Below are 23,418 nucleotides of genomic sequence, written 5' to 3'. Positions count from 1 at the left end.
GGCCTGCCCTTCATGGCAGGCGGTTGCGCAAGGCGGCAACCACGTTGAAGGTTTGGTCGCTCACCCGGTGGTTCGGGTCCGTGAGTGTCAGGTTCAGGCGTACGCTACGGATGCGCGCCGGGTCCGACGGGTTGCTGCTGTAACTGGACACCGCCGAATCGGCAGCCGAGCTGGCGAGGCCGAAGCTCACGTCGAAGGCACTGACGTTATCCACCAGCACTTGCTGGAGCGGTTTCGGCGTCTCCCTACCGGCACCCAACGTCAGCTGACCGTTCTTCAAGCTGTAGATCAATCGCCGGATAGGAAATGCCAGTTGCCCCGTGGCAGGTGTGCGCAGGTCGGAGTAAGCCGTCGCACTGCTTCGACAATCGGAAACCACCGTCCAGGCCGGGGTCCCGCCATTGCTGCCGACATCCGCCGTGACCAGGATTAGCTTGAGACTGGCGTTGTCCCAACTGATCGGTTTTATCTGGCTGGCAGCGAAATCACCCTCTTTGCTGGCATCGGTGATCGTCCCCAGGCAGCCGAACATGCCGACCATGCGGATTTCCTGGATCATCTTGCTCAGCACAAAGCGCGCGTCCTCCTGCATGGCTGCGGCGGCATTCTGGCTGATGTAGGTGTTTTTTGCGGCGATGAACACCTGCACCACGCCCAGTACCACCACGAGGCTCAACGCCAGGGCAATCAGCAATTCGATCAGGCCGAACCCGCGATTGGAGCGGCTCATGGCGTGGTCACCGGGTCGGTGGTGGCGCGGCTTGTGAGGACGAAACTGCGCCTTGAGTTCGCGCTGTTGGCGGCCCGCGAGTCGTCCCAATTAATGGTGATGGTGTACACCCGCTGGCTCAGGGAGATGGTGCCGGTCGCCGTGGCACCACCGAAATTGACGATGTTATGGGTGAAATCGTAGAGATCCTGGTCCCGGGCGACGTTGAGATTGCCTGAGGTCGGCGGTGTCACGGTGTAATCGGCGGCGGCATTGGCGCGAATGCGGTCCAGCATGTCGTAGGCGATAAAACTGGCCTGGCTGGTCATGCGCGCACTGTCAGTGTATTTCAGGGCATTCAATTGAACGGCGGCCGCGCCCAACAGCCCCACGCCCAGAATCAGCAACGCCACCAGCACTTCGATCAACGTCATGCCCTCCTGGGCACGCTTGCTCCATGGCCTCATCCGCAATTTCCACCCAATAGAATTCGTCCGTTCAAACACACATTCAGCATCCTGCTTTGCGTTCCGAGCACATAGCTGATCACCACTGCCGTGGAGGGTGACGACAGCCCGCCCAAATTGTTGAAATCGATGGCCGACACTCCCGAGGTTAGCGTCAGAGTCGCACCGCTGCTGATCGGTGGAACAACCCGCAATACATTCGCCGGGGTGCCCGTACCGTCATAGACCGACAACTCCCCCGTCCACACGTCCCCACCCGCCGTAGGTCGTACCCGAATGGTCACGCCGCGATCGATGGCTTCGAGTCGGGCGAAGTTGAGGCCACGTTGCAGATCCCTGATCTCGGTGTCGGCCTTGGTGCTTTGCGACGAACGGATAAACGCCGGGACCACCAGGGTGATCAGGGCCAGGAAAATCGCCAACGCAACCAACAACTCGATCAACGTGAAACCTTTTGTACGATGATCCATCGTTGCTCTCTACTGCCGTCGGCTATACCTGCTCCACGCGCTAGAACATTCCAGGGAGGAAAATCTCATGCGTGAGCAAGGTTTCAGTCTGATTGAATTGCTTATGGGACTCGCGATTCTCGGGATTGTTCTGCAACTGGTCAGTCCGGCATTCGCTGCGCTGACAGAATCGAACCATCGCAAGGAAGCGGCCAAGTCACTGGTCAGCGGTCTGCGCAGTGCAAGGAGCGAAGCGGTATCGCGCGGTCAGGTCGTCGTCGTTCACGGCATAAATGATGACTGGAGCCAGGGCTGGCGAATCATTCTGGATGTCAGCGGCAAGGGGCACGACGACCCTGGAAATCCGCTGCTGATAGAGCGTCGCAGCGGCATTGGCGTGGCTATTTTCGGCAACCAGTATGTCAGGACTGCCGTACGTTTCGGCCCAGGGGGTGAGCCGGTGTCCGGAGGTTTCCAAGCAGGGACATTGCATGTTTGCGCTGCACGCGAAGCGCAAAGCCAGCACCAGGTGGTGCTGGCCTCGAACGGTCGCATCAGCCTGCGCAGTGAAAAAACCGCGCAGGCGTTATGCGCAACCTGAAGGGTCAGAGCAGCGAACGGACCCGGAGTTCTTTTGGCATGGAGAACGTGATGTTCTCTTCACGCCCGGCCAACTCATCGGCACCGGTAGCACCCCAGGCCTGCAATTGCTGAATCACGCCGCGCACCAGGACTTCCGGAGCAGAAGCGCCAGCGGTGATACCGATCCGCTCGACACCGTCGAACCAACTCTTGTCGAGGTCCTCGGCACCGTCGATCAGGTACGCCGGGGTTGCCATGCGTTCTGCCAGTTCACGCAGGCGATTGGAGTTGGAGCTGTTCGGGCTACCGACCACCAACACCACATCACATTCGTCGGCCAATTGCTTGACCGCGTCCTGGCGGTTTTGCGTGGCGTAGCAGATGTCGTCCTTGCGCGGGCCGCCAATGGCCGGGAACCGAGTACGCAGGGCGTCGATGACGCGACTGGTATCGTCCATGGACAAGGTCGTCTGGGTGACGAACGCCAGTTTATCCGGGTTGTTCACCTGGAGTTCGGCGACGTCCTTTTCGTCTTCGACCAGATAGATCGCCCCACCGTTGCTGCCATCGTACTGGCCCATGGTGCCTTCGACTTCCGGGTGACCAGCGTGACCAATAAGGATGCATTCACGTCCATCGCGGCTGTAGCGGGCGACTTCGATATGCACCTTGGTGACCAGCGGACACGTGGCGTCGAACACTTTCAGGCCACGGCCGGCGGCTTCAGTACGTACGGCCTGGGACACGCCGTGGGCACTGAAGATGACGATCACATCGTCCGGCACCTGATCCAACTCTTCGACGAAGATCGCCCCGCGGTTACGCAGGTCTTCGACGACGAACTTGTTGTGAACCACTTCGTGGCGCACATAGATCGGCGGCCCGAAAACCTCCAGGGCGCGATTGACGATTTCGATCGCCCGGTCCACGCCGGCGCAGAAGCCACGGGGGTTGGCGAGTTTGATTTGCATGCTGTGCCTCGTGTCTTGCGCGCAAGAAAAAGCGAAAACTGTAGAAACCTACTGTGGGAGCGAGCCTGCTCGCGAAAGCGGTGTGTCAGACGACATCAATGTTGAATGTCTGTCAGCCTTCGCGAGCAGGCTCGCTCCCACATTTTTGACCGTGTTCGGTCAGTTACAGCGCTTTGACGGAAATGATTTCCACGTCAAAGGTCAGGGTCTTGCCCGCCAGTGGATGGTTGAAGTCGATGGTCACTTGCGTGTCATCGAACTCTTTGACCACACCCGGCAATTCAGTATTGGCCGCATCGTTGAAGATCACCAGCAAACCTGGCGACAGGTCCATGTCCTGGAACTGTGAGCGCGGGATGATCTGCACGTTTTGCGGGTTGGGCTGGCCGAACGCGTTTTCCGGCTCGATGCTCAGGGTACGCTTGTCGCCCGCCTTGAAACCGAACAACGCCACTTCGAAACCTGGCAACAGGTTGCCGTCACCGACCTTGAAGGTCGCCGGGGCCTTGTCGAAGGTGCTGTCCACCGTGTCGCCGTTCTCCAGGCGCAATGCGAAATGCAAGGTGACTTCCGTGTTCTGGCCGATGCGTTGCTCAGCCAATACCTGTTCAGTCATGAACGGTTTCTCCGGTCTTTTTACTTTTGAACATATCCAGTGCCAGCATTACAGCACCAACCGTGATTGCACTGTCGGCAAAGTTGAAAGCCGGGAAATACCAGCGATTCTGCCAATGCACCAGAATGAAATCGATCACATGGCCCAAGGCTATGCGGTCATACAAATTGCCCAGCGCGCCACCCAGCACCAACGCCAACGCGATGGCCACCCAGGTTTCGTTACGTCCCAGACGCTTTAGCCACACCACCAGCACGGCACTGACCACCATCGCGATCAGGGCAAACAACCAGCGCTGCCAGCCGGAGCTGTCAGCCAGGAAGCTGAATGCCGCGCCGGTGTTGTAGGCCAGGGTCCAGCTGAAGTAATCGGGGATCACCACGATTTGCTGGTACATCTCCAACGAGCCTTCGAAGTAGAACTTACTGGCCTGGTCGATGACCAGGACCAGCAAACTCAACCAGAGCCAGCCCAGCCGCCCAAAACGGCCAACGGCATTAGGCATAGTGACGAACCTCGCCCGCGCCGCTGATGTTGTCGACGCAACGACCGCAGATTTCCGGATGCTCCGGGTTCACGCCGACGTCTTCACGGCAATGCCAGCAACGGGCGCACTTGGCGAAGGCCGACTTGACGATTTTCAGCTTCAAGCCGCTGACTTCGGTGACTACCGCGTCCGCTGGCGCCTGAACAAAAGGTGCAACGCTGGCGGTGGAGGTGATCAGGACGAAACGCAGTTCGTTGCTCAGCTTGGCCAGGTCGGCGCTCAGCGCGTCTTCGGCGAACAGCGTCACTTCGGCTTGCAGGTTGCCACCGACGGCCTTGGCCGCGCGCTGGATTTCCATCTCTTTGTTGACCGCGACCTTCACTTCCATGATGCGGTCCCAGTAGGCGCGACCCAGCTCGAAGCCTTCCGGCAGTTCGCTCAGGCCTTCGTACCAGGTGTTGAGCATGACGGACTCGTTGCGCTCGCCCGGCAGGTATTGCCACAGCTCGTCGGCGGTAAACGCCAGGATCGGGGCGATCCAGCGCACCAGCGCTTCGGAGATGTGGAACAGCGCGGTCTGGCACGAACGACGGGCCTTGCTGTCGGCACCCGTGGTGTACTGGCGGTCCTTGATGATGTCCAGGTAGAAACCGCCCAGCTCCTGCACGCAGAAGTTGTGGATCTTCGAGTACACGTTCCAGAAGCGGTATTCACCGTAGTGCTCTTGCAGCTCACGTTGCAGCAGCAGGGTGCGATCCACGGCCCAACGGTCCAGTGCCAGCATTTCTTCGGCCGGCAGCAGGTCGGTGGCCGGGTTGAAGCCGGTCAGGTTCGAGAGCAGGAAACGCGCGGTGTTACGGATACGCCGGTAGGCGTCCGCACTGCGTTGCAGGATCTGCTCGGACACTGCCATTTCACCGGAGTAGTCGGTAGAAGCGACCCACAGGCGCATGATATCGGCACCCAGGGTGTCGTTGACCTTCTGCGGTGCAATGACGTTGCCCAACGACTTGGACATCTTGCGGCCGGACTCGTCAACGGTGAAACCGTGGGTCAGCAGCTCGCGATACGGCGCGTGGTTGTCGATGGCGCAACCGGTCAGCAGCGACGAATGGAACCAGCCGCGGTGCTGGTCCGAACCTTCCAGGTACAGGTCGGCGCGTGGACCGCTTTCGTGGCCCATCGGGTGCGAACCGCGCAGGACGTGCCAGTGGGTGGTACCCGAGTCGAACCAGACGTCGAGGGTGTCGCTGATCTTGTCGTACTGTGGCGCTTCATCGCCCAGCAGCTCGGCGGCGTCCAGCTTGAACCAGGCCTCGATGCCTTCGACTTCGACGCGCTTGGCAACTTCTTCCATCAATTCGACGGTGCGTGGGTGCAGTTCGCCGCTTTCCTTGTTCAGGAAGAACGGGATCGGCACACCCCAATTGCGCTGGCGGGAGATGCACCAGTCCGGACGGTTGGCAATCATCGAGTGCAGTCGCGCCTGGCCCCAGGCCGGTACGAACTGGGTTTCTTCAATGGCTTTGAGCGAGCGCTGGCGCAGGGTGTCGCCGGTGGTTGGCTGCTTGTCCATGCCGATGAACCACTGCGCGGTGGCACGGTAGATCAGCGGAGTCTTGTGGCGCCAGCAGTGCATGTAGCTGTGTTCGATGATGGTCGTGTGCAGCAGCGCGCCCACTTCGGTCAGCTTGTCGACGATGGCCGGGTTGGCCTTCCAGATGAACTGGCCGCCGAAGAATTCCAGCGAGGTCGCGTAGACGCCGTTGCTTTGTACCGGGTTGAGGATGTCATCGTTGACCATGCCGTATTTCTTGCAGGTCACGAAGTCGTCCACACCGTAGGCCGGGGCAGAGTGAACCACGCCGGTGCCGGCGCCCAGTTCGACATAGTCAGCCAGGTAGACTGGCGACAGGCGATCGTAGAACGGGTGGCGGAAGTTGATCAGTTCCAGCGCTTTGCCCGAGGCAATCGCAATGACCGAACCTTCCAGGCTGTAGCGTGCCAGGCATGACTCGACCAGCTCTTCAGCCAACACCAGCAGTTTGTCGCCGACATCGACCAGGGCGTAGTTGAATTCAGGGTGGACGTTCAGCGCCTGGTTGGCCGGGATGGTCCACGGGGTGGTGGTCCAGATCACGATCGACGCGGGTTTGTCCAGCGAAGGCAGACCGAACGCGGCAGCCAGCTTGGCTTCGTCGGCAATCGGGAATGCCACGTCGATGGTCGAGGACTTCTTGTTCTCGTACTCGACTTCCGCCTCGGCCAGGGCCGAACCGCAATCGAAGCACCAGTTCACAGGCTTGAGGCCCTTGAACACGAAACCGCCCTTGACGATTTCGGCGAGGGCGCGGATTTCACCGGCCTCGTTCTTGAAATCCATGGTCTTGTACGGGTTGGCGAAGTCGCCCAGCACGCCCAGACGGATGAATTCGGATTTCTGCCCTTCGATCTGCTCGGTGGCGTAGGCACGGCACAGTTCGCGGGTCTTGTCCGCGCCCAGGTTCTTGCCGTGGGTCACTTCGACCTTGTGCTCGATCGGCAGGCCATGGCAGTCCCAACCCGGAACATAAGGCGCATCGAAGCCCGACAGGGTCTTCGAACGAATGATCATGTCCTTGAGAATCTTGTTCAGTGCGTGACCGATGTGAATCGTGCCGTTGGCATATGGAGGACCGTCGTGCAGGACGAACTTCGGACGATCCTTGCCAATCTCGCGCAACTTTCCGTACAGGCCAATGCTGTCCCAGCGCTGCAGAATCTGCGGTTCGCGCTGAGGCAGGCCGGCCTTCATTGGGAAGGCGGTGTCCGGAAGGTTTAGCGTGGCTTTATAGTCGGTCATTTAAGGCTCTTCATTAGCGATTGGCGCTAGGTGCGACAGGGCACGGGCGGCGGCGACATCCGCATTGATCGCCGTCTTAAGCGCCTCCAGAGAGGCGAAACGCTGCTCTTCACGCAGCTTTTGGTGGAAAACCACCGTCATACGCCGGTCATACAGATCGCCGGCAAAATCTAAAAGATGTACTTCGAGGTGGGCTCTGCCATCTCCCTGGACCGTGGGTCGAACGCCGATATTGGCGACGCCAGGCCAGGTCTTGCCGTCCAGGTCGATACTGACCAGATAAACCCCGGTCAGCGGCACGCGACGACGCTTGAGCTGGATATTGGCGGTGGGCGTACCCAACTGCCGGGCCAGCTTCTGGCCATGCAGTACGCGACCGGCGATCCGGTATGGTCGGCCCAGTAAACGCTCCGCGAGGGCGAAATCAGCAGCGGCCAGCGCATTACGCACCTGGGTGCTGCTGACGCGAATGCCATCGAGCTCGACGGTTTGCGCCGCTTCGACGGTGAAGCCCTGCATGACGCCAGCCTGTTGCAGGAAATCGAAATCCCCTGCCCGGTCACAGCCAAAACGGAAGTCGTCGCCGACTTCAAGGTGCTGCACGCCGAGACCGTCAACCAGGATGGTATCGACGAACTCACTGGCGCTGAGCTTGCTCAGGCGCTGGTTGAATGCCAGGCACAGGACTCGGTCGACCCCTTCGGCAGCTAACAGCTGCAGCTTGTCACGCAGCCGGGCCAGACGCGCTGGCGCCGTGTCAGGGGCGAAAAATTCCCGGGGCTGCGGCTCGAAAATAACCACGCAGCTGGGCACGCCCAACTCGAGCGCACGCTCGCGCAGCCGCGCCAGGATAGCCTGGTGGCCACGGTGTACACCGTCAAAGTTGCCAATAGTGGCGACACAGCCCCGATGCTGGGGGCGCAGATTGTGGAGGCCTCGAACCAGCTGCATAACGCGCTTCTTGCTCATAAAGTGGTCGATTATAACCACACCCGGCGGCCGACGACAGGCAACACCGTATCCCAAAGTAATCGAGCCGACAAAAACGCCGACTCGCCCATGTTTATCGAGGCCCTGGCTTTAGCCAAGCGCCTTGCGATTGAAGTCGCGCAACCTGAAGCCCATCAACACTAACATGCCGAAATAAGCCACCACACCGGCGATGACCAAAGCGCCCAGGCGCAGGAACCGCTCAAGCATCTGCCCTTCGCCCCAGGCGGGCATGAAATGCATCCCCGCCAGCAGCACAGCGGACATCACCGTCACCGCGACCACCAGCTTGAAGCCAAACTTCGCCCAACCCGGTTGCGGCTGGTACATCTGCTGCTTGCGCAGTTGATAGAACAGCAGCCCGGCATTCAGGCAGGCACCGGCACTGATGGCAAGCGCAAGGCCGGCATGGGCCAGCGGGCCGATCAACAGCAGGTTGAACAACTGGGTGACCACCAGGGTGAAAATCGCGATTTTTACCGGCGTGCGGATGTTTTGTTGCGCATAAAAGCCTGGCGCCAGTACTTTGATCACGATAATCCCGAGCAAACCGACAGAGTAGGCAATCAGCGCACGCTGGGTCATGGCCGCGTCATGGGCATCGAACTGACCGTACTGGAACAGTGAAACCGTCAGCGGCTCGGCCAGAATCCCCAACGCCAGGGCACAAGGCAATACCAGCACGAAACACAGGCGCAGGCCCCAATCGAGGATTCGCGAATATTCCTGGCGGTCCTGGCTGGCGTAGGTCTTGGCCAGGGTCGGCAGCAGAATCGTGCCCAATGCCACGCCCAGCACACCGGACGGCAACTCCATCAGGCGGTCGGCGTAGTACATCCAGGACACCGAGCCGGCAACCAGGAAGGACGCAAAGATGGTGTTGATGATCAACGAGATTTGACTCACCGACACCCCGAGAATCGCCGGCAGCATCTGCTTCATCACCCGCCAGACGCCGCTGTCGCGCAAACTCAGGCGCGGCAGGACCAGCATGCCGATTTTTTTCAGGTGTGGCAGTTGGTAAAGCAACTGCGCCAGACCGCCCGCCAGCACCGCCCAGCCCAGCGCCATCACCGGCGGATCGAAGTACGGCGTCAGGAACAGCGCAAAGATAATCATGCTGACGTTCAGCAGGGTCGGCACAAACGCCGGCACAGAAAAGCGGTTCCAGGTGTTAAGGATCGCGCCAGCCAATGAGGACAGGGAAATCAGCAAGATGTACGGAAAGGTCACTCGCAGCAAGCTGGTGGTCAGCTCGAACTTCTCCGGCGTATTGGTGAAACCCGGCGCGGTCACCCAGATGACCCAGGGGGCGGCAAGCATGCCCAACGCCGTGACGAGCGCCAGCACCAGTGTCAGCAGGCCAGAAACATAGGCAATGAAGGTTCGCGTCGCCTCATCGCCCTTCTGGCTTTTGTATTCGGCCAGAATCGGTACGAATGCCTGGGAAAACGCCCCTTCGGCAAAAATCCGCCGCAACAGGTTGGGCAACTTGAAGGCGATGAAAAAGGCGTCGGTCGCCATTCCCGCGCCGAATGCACGTGCAATAAGGGTGTCACGAACAAACCCCAAAACCCGGGAAAGCATCGTGATAGAGCTGACAGCGGCCAACGATTTGAGCAGATTCATTAAAAGAGTTCGTGCCTGTCGATAAACAGCAGGCGAACTACGCGCCTACTTATGCGATACTCCGCGCCGCAACAGCACAGAGCCAAAGCTCGCGAGTTTACAGGTCGCACGCTGGAAAGAAATATCCAGAGGTGTTGCACCTACCACTTAGCGGAACGTTTCAACCGCCCTTGACAAGACCTCAACTCATCGGCATGATTCGCGGCCTATTTTGTTTGCTATTTCCTAAAAAGTCTTTCGAGGAGCTCGACGGTGGCCAACTCACCTTCCGCCAAAAAACGTGCAAAACAGGCTGAGAAGCGTCGCAGCCACAACGCCAGCCTGCGTTCCATGGTTCGTACCTACATCAAGAATGTAGTTAAGGCCATCGACGCAAAAGACGCTGAAAAAGCTCAAGCTGCTTACGTTCTGGCTGTGCCAGTTATCGACCGTATGGCCGATAAAGGCATCATCCACAAGAACAAGGCTGCTCGTCATAAGAGCCGCCTGAATGGCCACGTAAAGGCCCTGAACGTTGCCGCTGCTGCCTAAGCGACTCGTTCATTAAAAAACCGACCCCAGGGTCGGTTTTTTATTGCCTGCGATTTGATGAACACACAAAACAATTGTGGGAGCGGGCTTGCTCGCGAAAGCGGCGCATCAGGCGACACCTGCATCGACTGACACTGCGCTTTCGCGAGCAAGCCCACTCCCACACTTGGATTTTCGTTTACTTATTGAGCGCTCGCCCAAGGCAAAATCGGAATCGCTGTCACCGCATTCTGCGGACTGCCCTCGATCAACCGATCGCTGTACACCAGATACACCAGCGTATTGCGCTTCTTATCGAGGAATCGCACCACCTGCATGGTCTTGAACACCAGGGAGGTACGCTCCTTGAACACCTCGTCACCGTCCTTGAGCTCACCCTTGAAGCTGATGGGCCCGACCTGACGACAGGCAATGGACGCCTCGGCACGATCCTCGGCCAATCCAAGCCCACCCTTCACGCCCCCGGTCTTGGCGCGCGACAGGTAGCACGTCACACCCTCGACCTTGGGATCGTCAAACGCCTCGACCACGATGCGATCGTTCGGGCCGACAAACTTGAACACCGTCGACACCTGGCCAATTTCCTCGGCCGACGCCAGCAGCGGCATCGCCAACAGCAACCCCAACAATCCTTTTGCCATGCGCATCAGGTATTCCTTCAGACCAGAATCAGGTTATCGCGATGAACCAGTTCCGGTTCCGCCATATAACCCAAGAGACCGACAATCGCCTCAGACGACTGACCGATGATTTTTTGTGCTTCCAGCGCACTGTAGTTGGCCAACCCACGGGCAATTTCACGACCGTCGGGCGCCACGCACACCACCATTTCGCCGCGACGGAAGCTACCCTGGACCAATTTGACCCCAACCGGCAGCAGGCTCTTGTTACCTTGGGACAACGCCGTCACCGCACCCGCGTCCAACACCAGGGTGCCACGGGTTTGCAGATGCCCGGCCAGCCACTGCTTGCGCGCCGCCAGCATGCCGCGCTCAGGCGAGAGCAAGGTGCCAATGCGCTCACCCGCCTTAAGGCGATCCAGAACGCGCTCCAGTCGACCACCCACGATGATCGTATGCGCACCGGACCGCGCCGCCAGGCGTGCCGCACGCAGCTTGGTTTGCATGCCACCGCGCCCCAGCGCTCCGCCGGTACCGCCTGCCACCGCGTCGAGCGCCGGATCATCGGCACGTGCCTCGTAGATCAGCTGGGCATCTGGATTGTTGCGCGGATCGGCGTCGAACATGCCATCGCGATCCGTCAGGATCACCAGCAGGTCAGCCTCGACCAGGTTAGCCACCAGCGCCGCGAGGGTATCGTTGTCGCCGAAACGGATTTCGTCGGTGACCACAGTATCGTTCTCGTTGATCACCGGAATGACCTTCAACTCGACCAGCGCACGCAAGGTGCTGCGGGCGTTCAGGTAGCGCTTGCGGTCGGACAGATCATCGTGCGTCAGGAGAATTTGCGCAGTGTGTCGACCATGCTCGGCAAAGCTCGACTCCCAGGCCTGCACCAAGCCCATCTGGCCGATTGCAGCAGCGGCCTGGAGCTCGTGCATCGCACTGGGTCGCGCGGTCCAGCCCAGACGGCTCATGCCGGCCGCCACCGCCCCGGAGGACACCAGCACCAACTCGACACCCGCCTCATGCAAGGCCACCATCTGTTCAACCCAGACACCCATTGCCGCGCGATCCAGGCCCTTGCCGTCCGCTGTCAGCAAAGCGCTGCCGATCTTCACGACCCAACGCTGCGCACCTGTCACCTTGCTCCGCATCATCTTCAACCTTAGCTTGAGGGCAGCGCGACCTGGCACTGCCCGTGACGTTATTCGTGGTTATTCGTGACCAACGATCGATTTCCAGATACTAAAACGCCGCTCGATTGAGCGGCGCTTAAGTTTATCGCAACGAATCAGTCACGCACGTAAATGATTTCCGGACCGTCTTCGTCATCCACGTCTTCTTCGTCCCAATCATCGTCGCCGATGTCGTGGACCGACTTCACGCCGCTACGACGCAAGGCACGCTGATCGTCCAGCGCCTGCAGCTGGGCACGGGCTTCGTCTTCGATGCGCTGATCGAGATCGGCCAGCTCTTCCTTGTAGGCCGGGTCATTGGCCAGGCGATCGGCACGATCTTCCAGGTAACGCATGATGTCGTGACACAGACGCTCGGTGTTCTGCTTGGCGATGGCCGAGATCACGTAGACCGGACCGGTCCACTCCAGGCGATCGACGATTTCCTTGACCCGCTCATCGTGCTCTTCTTCAAGGATCTGGTCGCACTTGTTGAGGATCAGCCAACGATCACGCTCAGCCAGGGACGGGCTGAACTTGGTCAGCTCGTTGACGATGACCTCGGCAGCGTCCGGAGCACTGGTGTCATCCAGCGGCGCCATGTCGACGAGGTGCAGCAGCAGGCGGGTACGCGACAAGTGCTTGAGGAAACGAATCCCCAGGCCGGCGCCGTCGGAAGCACCTTCAATCAGGCCCGGGATGTCCGCGACCACGAAGCTTTTCCAGCGATCGACGCTGACCACACCCAGGTTTGGCACCAGGGTGGTAAACGGATAGTCGGCGACTTTCGGCTTGGCAGCGGATACCGAACGGATAAAGGTACTTTTACCAGCGTTCGGCAAGCCCAGCAGCCCCACGTCCGCCAGCACCTTCATTTCCAGCTTGAGGTCACGCTGCTCGCCCGGCTTGCCCGGCGTAGTCTGGCGTGGCGCACGGTTGGTACTGGATTTGAAACGGGTGTTACCCAAACCGTGCCAACCGCCATGTGCCACCAGCAGCTTCTGGCCGGCCTTGGTCAGGTCACCGATCACTTCCTGGGTAGCGGAGTCGATCACGGTGGTGCCGACCGGTACGCGCAGCACCAGATCCTCACCCTTCTTGCCGGTGCAGTCGGTGCTGCCACCATTGGAGCCACGCTCGGCATCGAAGTGCCGGGTGTAACGATAGTCGACCAGGGTGTTGAGGTTTTCGTCGGCGATCATGTAGACCGAGCCGCCGTCACCACCATCACCACCGTTCGGACCACCGTTTTCGATGAATTTTTCGCGACGGAAACTCATGCAGCCGTTACCGCCGTCGCCAGCCTTTACTCGGATCGATACTTCATCAACAAACTTCATAACACAACGCCTCTCGCCATACGGACGAGCCGAAAAACACTAAGACATAAGACTCTTGCAAAAATGAGCGCAGCGACTCCAATCAACGACCGCTAAAACCAGCGCCGGCAGCCCATACAAACAGTTTTGCAAGAGACTCACCCCACAAACGAAAAAGCCCCGTCGCGAGACAGGGCTTTTCCAGCGATCGCGCGATTAAGCCGCGACTACGCTCACGTAACGACGACCGAAGGCGCCTTTTACTTCGAACTTGATCACGCCTTCGACTTTAGCGAAGAGAGTGTGATCTTTACCCATGCCAACGCCGTAGCCAGCGTGGAATTGGGTGCCGCGCTGACGCACGATGATGTTGCCTGCTTTGATAGCCTGGCCGCCATACATCTTCACGCCAAGGCGTTTGGCTTCTGAGTCGCGACCGTTACGGGTACTACCACCAGCTTTTTTGTGTGCCATGAGTTCAATTCTCCTAGTGAGGAATTAGGCTGTAATTAAGCCTGAATACCGGTGATTTTGATCTCGGTGTACCACTGGCGGTGGCCCATACGCTTCATGTGGTGCTTACGGCGACGGAACTTGATGATGCGGACTTTATCGTGACGACCTTGGGAGATCACTTCAGCCACAACGGTAGCGCCAGCAACAACTGGAGCGCCGATATTCACGTCGTCACCGTTGGCAACCAACAGAACGCGATCAAAGGTAACGGATTCGCCGGTAGCGATTTCCAGTTTTTCGATCTTCAGGTATTCACCTGGGGCGACTTTATACTGCTTGCCGCCAGTAACGATTACTGCATAAGACATGGTATTTCTCCGATAATCCTGCTCACCCAGCTCTTTATAAGAAGAGGTATTGGCTGGCATGGCTGCATGGGGCTGGAGGCCCGCTTGCAATTGCGTAAGGCAGGTGCTGCCCAGGAAGTTCAGGGTGCGCGATTGTACGCAAGGCACGAGCGCCTTGCAATAGGCCGTCCATCGCGCCTTGACACCTGCTGGCGTGGGTCCTAGCATGCCGCGCAACCCTTCTGGAGCAACTGTCGCTGATGCAACCCCAAGCTTTCTACCGCGCGGTGGCGGACGATTTTAGCGCCGTCGACGGCATCATCAAGAAGCAGCTGACTTCCCGAGTGCCGCTGGTATCGAAAATCGGCGATTACATTACCTCGGCCGGCGGTAAACGCCTGCGTCCGTTACTGGTGCTGCTGTGTGGCAAGGCCCTCGGCCGCGAAGGCGACGACCTGCGCCTGCTGGCCGCCACCATCGAATTCCTGCACACCGCTACCCTGCTGCATGACGACGTGGTCGACATGTCCGGCATGCGCCGTGGCCGTTCGACGGCCAATGCCATGTGGGGCAACGCGCCGAGCGTGCTGGTGGGCGACTTCCTGTATTCGCGCTCCTTCGAAATGATGGTCGAGCTGGGCTCCATGCCGGTGATGAAGATCCTTTCGCAAGCCACGCGCATCATCGCCGAAGGCGAAGTGTTGCAGCTGTCGAAGGTCCGCGATGCCAGCACCACCGAAGAAACCTACATGGAGGTCATCCGCGGCAAGACCGCGATGCTCTTCGAAGCCTCGACCCACAGTGCGGCAGCCCTGGCCGGCGCGACACCTGAGCAGTGCGAAGCGCTGCGCACCTTCGGCGACCATCTGGGCGTGGCCTTCCAACTGGTCGACGACCTGCTGGACTACAAAGGCGACGCCGAGACCCTGGGCAAGAACGTCGGTGACGACCTGGCCGAAGGCAAGCCCACCCTGCCGCTGATCTACACCATGCGCGAAGGTACGCCGGAGCAGGCAGCCCTGGTGCGCAAGGCGATCCAGAAAGGCGGTATCGAAGACCTGGAAAACATCCGCGAAGCTGTGGAAGCCTCCGGCTCACTGGATTACACCGCCCAGCTCGCCCGCGACTATGTGGCCCGTGCGATCAAGTGTCTCGACGCGCTGCCCGCCAGCGAATACCGCGATGCACTGGTTGAATTGAGCGAGTTTGCGGTCGCCCGCACACACTGATCTGCACTTGTAGGAGCCGGCTTGCTGGCGATTGCATCACCACGGTGTTCCTGACACACCGAGTTGGATGCATCGCCAGCAAGCCGGCTCCTACAGGTCCCACCCCCTCTCTCACCTAAAACCCTATATAATGTGCGATTTTTAGCGATCCTGAATCCAAGGAGCCTTAGTGAGCACGTTGCCACCCTGCCCGAAATGCAATTCCGAATACACCTATGAAGACGGCGCCCAGCTGATCTGCCCTGAGTGCGCCCACGAATGGTCCGCCAGCGGCGAAGCCGAAGCTGTGTCCGATGATGCAGTGAAAAAGGATTCGGTGGGCAATGTCCTGCAGGACGGCGACACCATCACCGTGATCAAGGACCTCAAGGTCAAGGGCACGTCGCTGGTGGTCAAGGTGGGCACCAAGGTCAAGAACATCCGCCTGTGCGATGGCGATCACGACATCGACTGCAAGATCGACGGCATCGGCCCGATGAAGCTCAAATCTGAATTCGTCAGAAAAGTCTGATTCAGCTGTACGCCACCCCGCGTCCTGACGTGGGGTGGTGCTTCGCCCTCCCCGCTTCGCCCAATGAACCCTCGCAATAGCCAAACGCCAGCCGTTTTGACCTTACGCAATCTTTACCCAGAAAAATCACGGATCAGCCAATAGGCCCTTGCTATTTATTGAATAGGAATTATTCTCATTGAACCCCATCAATGGAGATGAGAACCCATGACTTATTTGATCGATGCCTGGCTGGACCGTCCACACCCCTACCTCAGGATCCTGCATCGGGAAACCGGGGAAGTCTGTGCAGTGCTGGAAGAAGAAGCCTTGAACGAACTGCAGGATCAGGGTGACCTGGACGTCAACGGCTTGAGTTCCAGCGAGCCGGTGGTGCTCAAGGAAGTGGTGAGAAACCTGTTTCTGTTCTGCTATGCCCGGGCATTGCGCCCGACCAATGAACTGCATCACAAGATAGAACTATGAGAAACGCAAACCCTTGTAGGAGCGAGCATGCTCGCGATGGACTCAAGGACACCGCGCTCATTCAGAATGCACGCGTTATCGTTCACGCCCATCGCGAGCATGCTCGCTCCTACAGGGTCAGGTATTACAGAACGTCCAGCAGCTCGACGTCGAACACCAGTACGCTGTGCGGCGGAATGCTGCCAACGCCTTGAGCGCCGTAAGCCAGTTCGCTCGGCACGTACAGACGCCATTTGCTGCCGGCATTCATCAGTTGCAGGGCTTCGGTCCAGCCAGCGATCACGCCACCGACCGGGAATTCCGCAGGCTCGCCGCGCTCGTAGGAGCTGTCGAACACGGTGCCGTCGATCAGGGTGCCGTGGTAGTGGGTACGCACGGTATCTTCACGGGATGGCTTGGCGCCTTCACCGGCGGACAGTACTTCGAACTGCAGGCCGGAAGCCAGGGTGGTGATGCCGTCACGCTTGGCGTTTTCAGCCAGGAAGGCCAGGCCTTCGCCAGCGGCTGCTTCAGCCTTGGCTGCAGCTTCGGCCTGCATGATTTCGCGAATTACCTTGAAGCTTGCAGACATTTCTTCCTGGCCAACACGGCTTGGCTTACCGGCAAACGCGTCGGTCAGGCCTGCCAGGATCGCGTCCAGGCTAACGCCCGGTGGCGGGTTGTCGCGCAGCTGGTCGCCCAGCTGACGGCCGATGCCGTAGCTGACGCGGGTTTCGTCGGTGGACAGATTTACTTCGGACATGACACTGCTCCGCTGTGCGGACGGCTCGGGAACTGGCCGTGCGTGCACAGCGCGTCCCGGAGCGCCCGGAACCAAAAGGGCCAGCAGACTAGCACAGATGTCATGCCATTGATGAGGGACGTCAGGCGATCGGCACCTTCAGGTTTTCCTCCACATCGGCAACCAGCCCGCACATCTCGTCATGCACGACGGTGTGGACAAGGTTGAAGTGCAACTTGGGAAAGGAGCGTAGCACCTCGCGTGCATGTTCCACCGAGCGCAACTGCATCGTGTGACCTGGCGCATCACTCAATGGATACGCCGCTCCGTGCATACGCGCCTCAAGCAGGTAAATGCCTCCTTCCATGGAGATCAGGTTCAACTCATCGACCTTCCCGGCGACGGCATAGGCATTCAACTCTTGCAGGTTCATGAGCGCACCTCACGCAGTGACGAGCCAACACCCTTACAGGGATATGCCTCGGCGCATCAAAGCACAAGCCATAAACGACGCCGCCCGTCTGTTTTGCAACAGACGGGCGGCGCATAACAACAGGACAGCCGTTGTTTAGTGCTTGGTCACTTTATCCAGGTAACCCATGGCAAATGCCGACACCACAAAGGTCATGTGAATGATGACATACCACTGCAAATGCTCGGGATCGACGTTCTTGGCGTCCATGAAGATACGCAGCAGGTGGATCGACGAGATCGCCACGATCGACGCGGCCACCTTCATTTTCAGCGACGAGGAGTCCATGGTGCCCAACCAGTTGAGCTTCTCCTTGCTGTCGTCGATGTCCAGTTGAGACACGAAGTTCTCGTAGCCGGAAATCATCACCATCACCAGCAAACCGCCTACCAGCGCCATGTCAATGAGCGACAGCAACACCAGGATCAGGTCCGATTCGGCCATCGAGAAGACGTTGGGGATAACGTGGAAGACTTCCTGGAAGAATTTCAGTGCCAGTGCCAACAGCCCGAGGGATAAACCGAAGTAGATCGGCGCCAGCAGCCAGCGCGAGGCGTACATTGCATTTTCGATAAAGCGTTCCATTGAATCTCACAGGCGGACTTGAAATGGCCGTGAGTATAACAGCCGTCTGTAATACCCAGAAACCATTGGGAAATCCGCTACCTGCGTGTGTGTATCAAATTTTTTCTGCTAGTGTCCAAACCATTGACAGCAAAATGACATCGGACAGGAAGACTGGAAATGGATGGGCGATTGCCATTAACGAGTGCCGGGATTTTCATGGCCCTGCTGATCAGCGCCTGCTCGCCCAGCGACGAGAAACGGCAGGTCAGCCTTGAGGAAAAGACTGCGCAGTTCGAGAAGTCCCTGGATGCCATCGAGGACCCGAAACTCAAGGATGCGGTGGCCGAACTGGGCGGTTCGCTTTTGCTGCTTGAGCGCGCGCAACTCAAGCTCGACAGCAAGCCCGTGGAAACCGAATACGGTGAAGACGCCCTCGCCGTGCTCAAGCACTACCCAACGCCACAGGCCCTGGTTGACACGTACATCAATGGCCTTTTCGTCCTGCACAAGGACTCCAGCTCCGACTACCTGACGGACCTGCAACCGGTGTTCCCCTTCAACTTCAGCATCCCGGCGGCGTTTCTGTTTCCCCATGGCCTGCAATGGCAGTCGGTCACCCTGAGCAACAAACGGGTTATCGCCTTCCAGCCGGAATGGTCGGAAACCGACCCGGGCATTCAGTTGAGCCCATCGAGCTCCAACGTGACCAACCCTGACGACCTGACCGTGACCTATCCGTTCATTGAAGGACTGGACGTCGATATCAAGAATCAGCCACAACCGGTGAGCCTGCAAGGCACGGTGGAAGTCATTGCACCGCGCCGGCTCTACAGCTTCGACCTGACGAAAAAGGACATCGGCCAGACCCGCACCAACGACAATTTGAGCGTCACCTTGGTGAAACTTGGGGACAACTACGCCGAAATCGAGTTCAGCAATAGCGAGCCGCCAGCCCCCGAGATCGCCGAAACACCGTTGAATCCGCTGATTGTCCAGGCCAGGGATACCACCGGGCAGTTTCTGTCGCGCTCAGGCTCGATCAATGAGAATGCCGCGCAAATTGCCTTCTACCAGAAACAACTGGCGAAGTTGCAGCAACAGAAACTCTGGAGCGAGTCGCTGGAAAAACAGCTCAATGAAGAGCAGCGAACCTTCGAGAAACAACAGAAACGCCACTACTCCAAGGTGTATTTCAACGGGACCATCGAAACCCTTGAAGTCAGCCTGCTGGATTTCTCCGGCGTTACGGTGACTCGCAAGGACCTGGACCTGCCGGTACGCCGCTTCGACCGCCATACCACGGCGAAAACCATCCAGCCGCTGAGCTTGCCGGTGGTAGTCTACGACGACAATGCCCCGACCTGGCTCAAGGGCGCGACCTTGACCCCTGAGCAGTTGAAAAAAGGCGTCAGGATCACTCAATCGGTCGAGGATCCCAGCGCTGCGCGCGTCGAGTTCACTCACCTGCGCAGCTTCAATGATGAATTGCTCGGTAGCTCTTTCAACCCGGGCGATAGTCCGGTCAGCTTCTTCACCGAAGACAGCAGCGGCAAGCGCGATGGGTCGATCGAATTGCCACCAGAGGCGTATGAGGTCGACCCCCTGGGCGGCACGATCACCTACGACCTGAACCTGTTTCCACAGACACCCGCCTTTGTGGTTGGCTCCATCCCGCTGTTTCTGGCCACTGTCGAAAAGCAGACGTTCGATGCCCATCAATTGCCCAAGGGTCTTGAACTCAAGGGCAATGCGCTGGTGGTGGATTCGAAAGTGTTTCCCGATCCGGACTGGCGTTTTTTTGCCAAGGATGACAGCGGCAATTACCTGAAGGAAATTCTTGCGGTCAGCCATGACGCGAGCACAGAAGGCCCCGCGTTATTCGCCGTGCATTACTTCTACGGTCAACCCACGCGCCTGGAAACCTATCAACGAACTGACCTCGCCACCGTGCAATATGGTTTTGAGGTCAAGCTCGACAAGGCTGACATGTCCAGCCAGGCCCAATAGCGCTGTCAGTGCTCGGGCCGGAACTCGAAACCACCCACGCTACGACAACGACCACCGTTGATTTCCCGCAACTGGGCTTGCAGATGCAGGCACCAGATCTGCGGGTCATCGGCCAGTTCATAGCCGTGCAGGGTCAGGCTTTCAACGATGGTATCGAGGATGGACTCAGCCACAAAAGGGCCATGGAACGGGCCTTGGGCTTTGATGGCTGAAGGTTGTTCACCGGCCATTCCGGCGGCGAAGAGTAAGGTCCACATCCCCGTATCGCCCGCCAGGGGGCGGATGGCGCATTCGATACGAGTCACAAGACCTAGACATTGACGAGTGAGGCAGAGGTTGCGCGGCATGGCGGCGACCCTCGGTAAATCCGGTATTCAGCCTCCACGGGGAGGCTGTCTCGATCCAGTGATACTGTCGATATCCTTGAGCAGAGAATAGAGGAAAAGTTTGACTAGTACGTCAAGTAAGACCAGAAGGCGCCGAATGGTCACTGTGTGAATATTGGCGCCAGAGTGATGGCACTTTATTGCGATTCACAAGCAAATGTGGGAGCGAGCCTGCTCGCGAAAGCGGACGATCATCCAACATCAATGCTGAATGAAAATCCGTCTTCGCGAGCAGGCTCGCTCCCACAGTGGATCGGGGTGAAGCTCAGGTTTTTGTCAGGCCGGCTTGGCCTCCACCAGCGCCTCCACAGCCATTTCCTTCTCTGCCTCTTTCAGGTCATCTTCGCTGATCATCTCCGCGATCACCCGCAAGCGCTCCACCACCCGTGCGTTGACGCTACCTTCAGGGAACTCGCCATTTTCATCCGGCTCGCCCGCCGGCTCACCCACCAGCAGGCTCAGCGCCTCGTCGGCCTGACGCACGGCGTAGACGTGGAACTGACCGGCGCGCACAGCGGCCAGCACTTTCTCGTCAAGCATCAGCGTGGCAACGTTGGCATGGGGAATGATTGCTCCCTGTTCGCCCGTCAGTCCGCGCGCTTCACAGAGACGGAAGAACCCCTCGATTTTCTCGTTGACGCCGCCCACGGCCTGCACTTCACCGAACTGGTTGATCGAGCCGGTAATCGCAAAGCACTGCTTGAGCGGGGTTTTCGACAAGGCCGAGATCAGGGTGCACGCCTCGCCCAGGGAAGCACTGTCACCATCGACGTAGCCATAGGACTGCTCCAGCGCAATGCTCGCGGAGATCGCCAGCGGAAACTCCTGGGCGTAACGGCTGCCCAGGTAACCGGTGAGAATCATCACCCCTTTGGAGTGGATGGGCTGACCGAGGTTGACCTCACGCTCGATGTCGACGATACCGCTGCCACCGGGATACACCGTGGCGGAGATCCGCGCCGGTACACCGAAGGCCGAGTCGCCGACTTCCAGCACCGTCAGGCCGTTGCACTTGCCGACCGCGGCGCCCGCGGTGTCGATCAGGATGATCCCCGCCAGCATGTCATCGAGAATGCGCGCCGACACACGTCCAGTACGGGTGGCCTTGGCCTTGAGTGCCCGCTCGATGTGACCGGCATCGGTCATTTCATCCGAGGCCAGGTGACGAATGAAATCCGCCTCGCTGACCAGCTGGAACAGATCACCGATGCGTGCCGACAACCGCCCCTGATGCTCGGCCAGGCGTGCGCTGTAGGTTGCCAGGCGCGCCACCGCATCGGCGGTCAACGGCGCCATGCCCTCCTCGGAAGTACGGGTCTTGAGCAACTGGGCGAACTGTTCCAGGCTCTCGTCGACCATCGGAATGTCTTCATCGAAATCCACCAGGACGCGAAACATCTCCTGGAAGTCCGGATCGAGGTCCTGCAGCGTGTAGTAGAGCTGGCGAGCCCCGATGATGACGACTTTGACCTGCAATGGAATGTGCTGCGGCGTCAGGGTGACGGTTGCGAAACGACCCATCTCGCCCAGTGGCGATTCCATTTTCAGTTTGCGCGATTGCAGGGCGCGCTTCAGCGCATCCCACACGAACGGCTCGCTGAGCATTTTATCCGCTTCGAGGATCAGGAAACCGCCGTTGGCCCGGTGCAGCGCACCCGGCCGCAGCTGCCGATACGTGGTATAGAGCGCGCCCTGGTCGGTGCTGTATTCGATGCGGCCGAACAGGTTCTCGTAGGTCGGATGCGGCTCGAACACCACAGGGGCACCACCACTGGCGGAATGCCCGACCACCAGGCTCGGCGCGTATTGCTCCTCCAGCAGCTTGCGGGCGACTGCATCGGTCTTGCTGTCGTCGACCAGTTGCTCGACCACGGTCTTGAGCAAATACACCTGCATCGCTTGCAGGTACCCGCACACCGCCGCGTTCTCGGCGTATTTCTCCGACAACGGCGACAGCAAAGGCTGCAGGGCCAGGGTGATGGTTTCTTCGTTCAGATGGCGCAGCTGATTGCTCGACTCGCGCTTCCATTGCGGCAGGCTGGCGAGTTCCTCGTTCAGGCGCTCTTCGAGGTTGGAAATATCATCGTGGAAGCGATCGCGCTCGGCTTCCGGCAATTGGGCGAATTCGGCCTCATCCAACGCCTTGCCTTCAAGCATCGGAGTGAATGCGATATTGCTGGCATCGCGATAGAGCGCGACGTCTTTCTCCAGCGCCAGGCGCTCGATCACATCCAGTGCCTTGTCATAGCGCTGATTGAAGGCGCGGTCGATGGCGCTTTTTTTCTGCTGGTAGGACGGGTGCTCGAACACCGCCGGAAAGGTCGCCAGCAGGTTGTCGATCAAGCCGTTGATATCACAGATGAAGGCACCGGCGGTGCCCGATGGCAACTCCAGGGCACGCGGTTCGCGCGGCTCATCGAAATTATTGACGTAGACCCAGTCCGCCGGGGTCTGCAGGCGTTTGCCTTCGGCTTTCAGGTAGCGTTTGACGAAAGAGAAGCGACCGGTGCCAGGCTCGCCCATGACGAATACGTTGTAACCGGGGCGTGGCATGGCCACACCGAACTGCAAGGCTTCGACCGCACGTTCCTGGCCAAGCACACCGCGAAAGGGCTCCAGATCATTGGTGGTAGAGAAGCTGAACTGTTCAGCGGAAAACGGACGGGTCAGCGCTTCAGGCGCTAGACGCAAGCTGGCAGCAACAGGATCAGGCATCGGGCTTCCTTAACAATCAGGCGGGGCAGATAGCGGCATTCTGGCGCCGCCCATGCCTGACTGGCAAGGAGCGCCTAAGGCCAAAGCATAGTCAAGGCCAAAGCCCGGCGTTGAGCGGCGCCAAATCAGCGTTTTCAACGAATATTTGGCAA

25 protein-coding genes are annotated in these 23,418 nt (G+C 59.1%); 6 read left to right on the top strand and 19 right to left on the bottom strand.

Annotated features, from left to right (window positions below):
• Nucleotides 1-10: 10 nt before the first annotated feature.
• Genes AC3WWR_RS14205 through AC3WWR_RS14195 form a run of 3 tightly spaced genes read right to left on the bottom strand, consistent with a single transcriptional unit; the run spans nt 11 to nt 1,646 of the window.
• Nucleotides 11-730 carry a prepilin-type N-terminal cleavage/methylation domain-containing protein gene (locus AC3WWR_RS14205; protein WP_020798636.1) on the bottom strand — a complete coding sequence of 240 codons (720 nt, stop codon included), beginning with the start codon at nt 728-730 and terminating at the stop codon, nt 11-13.
• A complete protein-coding gene (gene pilV / locus AC3WWR_RS14200; protein WP_020798637.1) occupies nt 727-1,176 on the bottom strand; it encodes a type IV pilus modification protein PilV in 450 nt (149 codons plus the stop codon). The genes AC3WWR_RS14205 and pilV overlap by 4 nt, the downstream gene beginning before the upstream one ends.
• A complete protein-coding gene (locus AC3WWR_RS14195; RefSeq protein ID WP_020798638.1) occupies nt 1,173-1,646 on the bottom strand; it encodes a GspH/FimT family pseudopilin in 474 nt (157 codons plus the stop codon). The genes pilV and AC3WWR_RS14195 overlap by 4 nt, the downstream gene beginning before the upstream one ends.
• 67 nt (nt 1,647-1,713) lie before the next feature.
• On the opposite strand from AC3WWR_RS14195, the gene AC3WWR_RS14190 reads away from it, so the two are divergent.
• On the top strand, nt 1,714-2,226 hold the full coding sequence (locus AC3WWR_RS14190) for a GspH/FimT family pseudopilin (protein ID WP_020798639.1): 513 nt from the start codon (nt 1,714-1,716) through the stop codon (nt 2,224-2,226).
• 4 nt (nt 2,227-2,230) lie between these two features.
• Here the strand turns inward: AC3WWR_RS14190 and ispH are convergent, their stop codons facing one another.
• From ispH to murJ, 6 genes are all read right to left on the bottom strand, one after another.
• A complete protein-coding gene (ispH, locus tag AC3WWR_RS14185; protein ID WP_020798640.1) occupies nt 2,231-3,178 on the bottom strand; it encodes a 4-hydroxy-3-methylbut-2-enyl diphosphate reductase in 948 nt (315 codons plus the stop codon).
• A 163-nt stretch (nt 3,179-3,341) separates the two neighbouring features.
• Entirely contained in the window at nt 3,342-3,779 is a 438-nt protein-coding gene (gene fkpB, locus AC3WWR_RS14180; protein ID WP_173667185.1) for an FKBP-type peptidyl-prolyl cis-trans isomerase, read from the bottom strand.
• A 7-nt stretch (nt 3,780-3,786) separates the two neighbouring features.
• Entirely contained in the window at nt 3,787-4,299 is a 513-nt protein-coding gene (gene lspA, locus AC3WWR_RS14175; protein ID WP_020798642.1) for a signal peptidase II, read from the bottom strand.
• The gene (gene ileS / locus AC3WWR_RS14170; RefSeq protein WP_020798643.1) at nt 4,292-7,123 is read right to left on the bottom strand and encodes an isoleucine--tRNA ligase; all 2,832 of its coding nucleotides are present in this window, start codon (nt 7,121-7,123) and stop codon (nt 4,292-4,294) included. The genes lspA and ileS overlap by 8 nt, the downstream gene beginning before the upstream one ends.
• A complete protein-coding gene (gene ribF / locus AC3WWR_RS14165; protein WP_168758967.1) occupies nt 7,124-8,074 on the bottom strand; it encodes a bifunctional riboflavin kinase/FAD synthetase in 951 nt (316 codons plus the stop codon).
• 129 nt (nt 8,075-8,203) lie between these two features.
• Nucleotides 8,204-9,742, bottom strand: coding sequence for a murein biosynthesis integral membrane protein MurJ (gene murJ, locus AC3WWR_RS14160; RefSeq protein ID WP_020798645.1), 1,539 nt, complete (start codon nt 9,740-9,742; stop codon nt 8,204-8,206).
• Between the two features lie 252 nt (nt 9,743-9,994).
• On the opposite strand from murJ, the gene rpsT reads away from it, so the two are divergent.
• On the top strand, nt 9,995-10,273 hold the full coding sequence (gene rpsT, locus AC3WWR_RS14155; protein WP_020798646.1) for a 30S ribosomal protein S20: 279 nt from the start codon (nt 9,995-9,997) through the stop codon (nt 10,271-10,273).
• 182 nt (nt 10,274-10,455) lie between these two features.
• Here the strand turns inward: rpsT and AC3WWR_RS14150 are convergent, their stop codons facing one another.
• The 5 genes from AC3WWR_RS14150 to rplU all read right to left on the bottom strand — a co-directional run bounded on the left by AC3WWR_RS14150 (nt 10,456) and on the right by rplU (nt 14,214).
• On the bottom strand, nt 10,456-10,920 hold the full coding sequence (locus AC3WWR_RS14150) for a CreA family protein (RefSeq protein WP_033041012.1): 465 nt from the start codon (nt 10,918-10,920) through the stop codon (nt 10,456-10,458).
• An 11-nt stretch (nt 10,921-10,931) separates the two neighbouring features.
• On the bottom strand, nt 10,932-12,050 hold the full coding sequence (proB, locus tag AC3WWR_RS14145) for a glutamate 5-kinase (protein ID WP_033041014.1): 1,119 nt from the start codon (nt 12,048-12,050) through the stop codon (nt 10,932-10,934).
• 137 nt (nt 12,051-12,187) lie between these two features.
• Nucleotides 12,188-13,411 (bottom strand): Obg family GTPase CgtA, encoded by a 1,224-nt coding sequence (gene cgtA, locus AC3WWR_RS14140; RefSeq protein WP_020798650.1) that lies wholly within the window; start codon nt 13,409-13,411, stop codon nt 12,188-12,190.
• A 195-nt stretch (nt 13,412-13,606) separates the two neighbouring features.
• Nucleotides 13,607-13,864 carry a 50S ribosomal protein L27 gene (gene rpmA, locus AC3WWR_RS14135; protein WP_003281574.1) on the bottom strand — a complete coding sequence of 86 codons (258 nt, stop codon included), beginning with the start codon at nt 13,862-13,864 and terminating at the stop codon, nt 13,607-13,609.
• 35 nt (nt 13,865-13,899) lie between these two features.
• Nucleotides 13,900-14,214, bottom strand: coding sequence for a 50S ribosomal protein L21 (rplU, locus tag AC3WWR_RS14130; protein WP_003176051.1), 315 nt, complete (start codon nt 14,212-14,214; stop codon nt 13,900-13,902).
• 239 nt (nt 14,215-14,453) lie between these two features.
• Here rplU and AC3WWR_RS14125 point away from each other — a divergent pair, with 239 nt between their 5' ends.
• The 3 genes from AC3WWR_RS14125 to AC3WWR_RS14115 all read left to right on the top strand — a co-directional run bounded on the left by AC3WWR_RS14125 (nt 14,454) and on the right by AC3WWR_RS14115 (nt 16,398).
• The gene (locus AC3WWR_RS14125) at nt 14,454-15,422 is read left to right on the top strand and encodes a polyprenyl synthetase family protein (protein ID WP_020798652.1); all 969 of its coding nucleotides are present in this window, start codon (nt 14,454-14,456) and stop codon (nt 15,420-15,422) included.
• Nucleotides 15,423-15,591: 169 nt separating this feature from the next.
• The gene (locus AC3WWR_RS14120) at nt 15,592-15,933 is read left to right on the top strand and encodes a zinc ribbon domain-containing protein YjdM (RefSeq protein WP_020798653.1); all 342 of its coding nucleotides are present in this window, start codon (nt 15,592-15,594) and stop codon (nt 15,931-15,933) included.
• Nucleotides 15,934-16,140: 207 nt separating this feature from the next.
• Nucleotides 16,141-16,398: a PA4570 family protein gene (locus AC3WWR_RS14115; RefSeq protein ID WP_020798654.1), complete on the top strand. Its 258-nt coding sequence runs from the start codon at nt 16,141-16,143 to the stop codon at nt 16,396-16,398.
• 124 nt (nt 16,399-16,522) lie between these two features.
• Here the strand turns inward: AC3WWR_RS14115 and bamJ are convergent, their stop codons facing one another.
• The 3 genes from bamJ to AC3WWR_RS14100 all read right to left on the bottom strand — a co-directional run bounded on the left by bamJ (nt 16,523) and on the right by AC3WWR_RS14100 (nt 18,176).
• A complete protein-coding gene (gene bamJ, locus AC3WWR_RS14110) occupies nt 16,523-17,140 on the bottom strand; it encodes a BamJ family beta-barrel-assembly machinery protein (RefSeq protein WP_020798655.1) in 618 nt (205 codons plus the stop codon).
• 121 nt (nt 17,141-17,261) lie between these two features.
• On the bottom strand, nt 17,262-17,552 hold the full coding sequence (locus tag AC3WWR_RS14105) for a DUF6482 family protein (RefSeq protein ID WP_020798656.1): 291 nt from the start codon (nt 17,550-17,552) through the stop codon (nt 17,262-17,264).
• A 135-nt stretch (nt 17,553-17,687) separates the two neighbouring features.
• A complete protein-coding gene (locus AC3WWR_RS14100) occupies nt 17,688-18,176 on the bottom strand; it encodes a TIGR00645 family protein (RefSeq protein ID WP_007970904.1) in 489 nt (162 codons plus the stop codon).
• Between the two features lie 159 nt (nt 18,177-18,335).
• Between AC3WWR_RS14100 and AC3WWR_RS14095 the strand changes: the two genes are divergently transcribed.
• Nucleotides 18,336-20,165 carry a hypothetical protein gene (locus tag AC3WWR_RS14095; RefSeq protein WP_020798657.1) on the top strand — a complete coding sequence of 610 codons (1,830 nt, stop codon included), beginning with the start codon at nt 18,336-18,338 and terminating at the stop codon, nt 20,163-20,165.
• 5 nt (nt 20,166-20,170) lie between these two features.
• Here the strand turns inward: AC3WWR_RS14095 and AC3WWR_RS14090 are convergent, their stop codons facing one another.
• Nucleotides 20,171-20,512, bottom strand: a complete 342-nt coding sequence (locus AC3WWR_RS14090; protein WP_008058253.1) for a PA4575 family protein — start codon at nt 20,510-20,512, stop codon at nt 20,171-20,173.
• A gap of 315 nt (nt 20,513-20,827) precedes the next feature.
• Nucleotides 20,828-23,266 carry a Lon protease family protein gene (locus AC3WWR_RS14085; RefSeq protein ID WP_020798659.1) on the bottom strand — a complete coding sequence of 813 codons (2,439 nt, stop codon included), beginning with the start codon at nt 23,264-23,266 and terminating at the stop codon, nt 20,828-20,830.
• Nucleotides 23,267-23,418: the final 152 nt, after the last annotated feature.

It is taken from the genome of Pseudomonas sp. EB271-G4-1, assembly GCF_058791355.1.
The sequence above is the reverse complement of the archived record's forward strand: the minus strand, read 5'-3'. Positions and strand labels throughout refer to the sequence as shown.

Excerpts from the sequence above, each read along its gene's own strand:
- AC3WWR_RS14205 (WP_020798636.1), bottom strand. The coding sequence starts at position 730 with ATGAGCCGCTCCAATCGCGGGTTCGGCCTGATCGAATTGCTGATTGCC.
- pilV (WP_020798637.1), bottom strand. The coding sequence starts at position 1,176 with ATGAGGCCATGGAGCAAGCGTGCCCAGGAGGGCATGACGTTGATCGAA.
- AC3WWR_RS14195 (WP_020798638.1), bottom strand. The coding sequence starts at position 1,646 with ATGGATCATCGTACAAAAGGTTTCACGTTGATCGAGTTGTTGGTTGCG.
- AC3WWR_RS14190 (WP_020798639.1), top strand. The coding sequence starts at position 1,714 with ATGCGTGAGCAAGGTTTCAGTCTGATTGAATTGCTTATGGGACTCGCG.
- ispH (WP_020798640.1), bottom strand. The coding sequence starts at position 3,178 with ATGCAAATCAAACTCGCCAACCCCCGTGGCTTCTGCGCCGGCGTGGAC.
- lspA (WP_020798642.1), bottom strand. The coding sequence starts at position 4,299 with ATGCCTAATGCCGTTGGCCGTTTTGGGCGGCTGGGCTGGCTCTGGTTG.
- ileS (WP_020798643.1), bottom strand. The coding sequence starts at position 7,123 with ATGACCGACTATAAAGCCACGCTAAACCTTCCGGACACCGCCTTCCCA.
- ribF (WP_168758967.1), bottom strand. The coding sequence starts at position 8,074 with ATGCAGCTGGTTCGAGGCCTCCACAATCTGCGCCCCCAGCATCGGGGC.
- murJ (WP_020798645.1), bottom strand. The coding sequence starts at position 9,742 with ATGAATCTGCTCAAATCGTTGGCCGCTGTCAGCTCTATCACGATGCTT.
- AC3WWR_RS14150 (WP_033041012.1), bottom strand. The coding sequence starts at position 10,920 with ATGCGCATGGCAAAAGGATTGTTGGGGTTGCTGTTGGCGATGCCGCTG.
- proB (WP_033041014.1), bottom strand. The coding sequence starts at position 12,050 with ATGCGGAGCAAGGTGACAGGTGCGCAGCGTTGGGTCGTGAAGATCGGC.
- cgtA (WP_020798650.1), bottom strand. The coding sequence starts at position 13,411 with ATGAAGTTTGTTGATGAAGTATCGATCCGAGTAAAGGCTGGCGACGGC.
- rpmA (WP_003281574.1), bottom strand. The coding sequence starts at position 13,864 with ATGGCACACAAAAAAGCTGGTGGTAGTACCCGTAACGGTCGCGACTCA.
- rplU (WP_003176051.1), bottom strand. The coding sequence starts at position 14,214 with ATGTCTTATGCAGTAATCGTTACTGGCGGCAAGCAGTATAAAGTCGCC.
- AC3WWR_RS14125 (WP_020798652.1), top strand. The coding sequence starts at position 14,454 with ATGCAACCCCAAGCTTTCTACCGCGCGGTGGCGGACGATTTTAGCGCC.
- AC3WWR_RS14115 (WP_020798654.1), top strand. The coding sequence starts at position 16,141 with ATGACTTATTTGATCGATGCCTGGCTGGACCGTCCACACCCCTACCTC.
- bamJ (WP_020798655.1), bottom strand. The coding sequence starts at position 17,140 with ATGTCCGAAGTAAATCTGTCCACCGACGAAACCCGCGTCAGCTACGGC.
- AC3WWR_RS14105 (WP_020798656.1), bottom strand. The coding sequence starts at position 17,552 with ATGAACCTGCAAGAGTTGAATGCCTATGCCGTCGCCGGGAAGGTCGAT.
- AC3WWR_RS14100 (WP_007970904.1), bottom strand. The coding sequence starts at position 18,176 with ATGGAACGCTTTATCGAAAATGCAATGTACGCCTCGCGCTGGCTGCTG.
- AC3WWR_RS14095 (WP_020798657.1), top strand. The coding sequence starts at position 18,336 with ATGGATGGGCGATTGCCATTAACGAGTGCCGGGATTTTCATGGCCCTG.
- AC3WWR_RS14090 (WP_008058253.1), bottom strand. The coding sequence starts at position 20,512 with ATGCCGCGCAACCTCTGCCTCACTCGTCAATGTCTAGGTCTTGTGACT.
- AC3WWR_RS14085 (WP_020798659.1), bottom strand. The coding sequence starts at position 23,266 with ATGCCTGATCCTGTTGCTGCCAGCTTGCGTCTAGCGCCTGAAGCGCTG.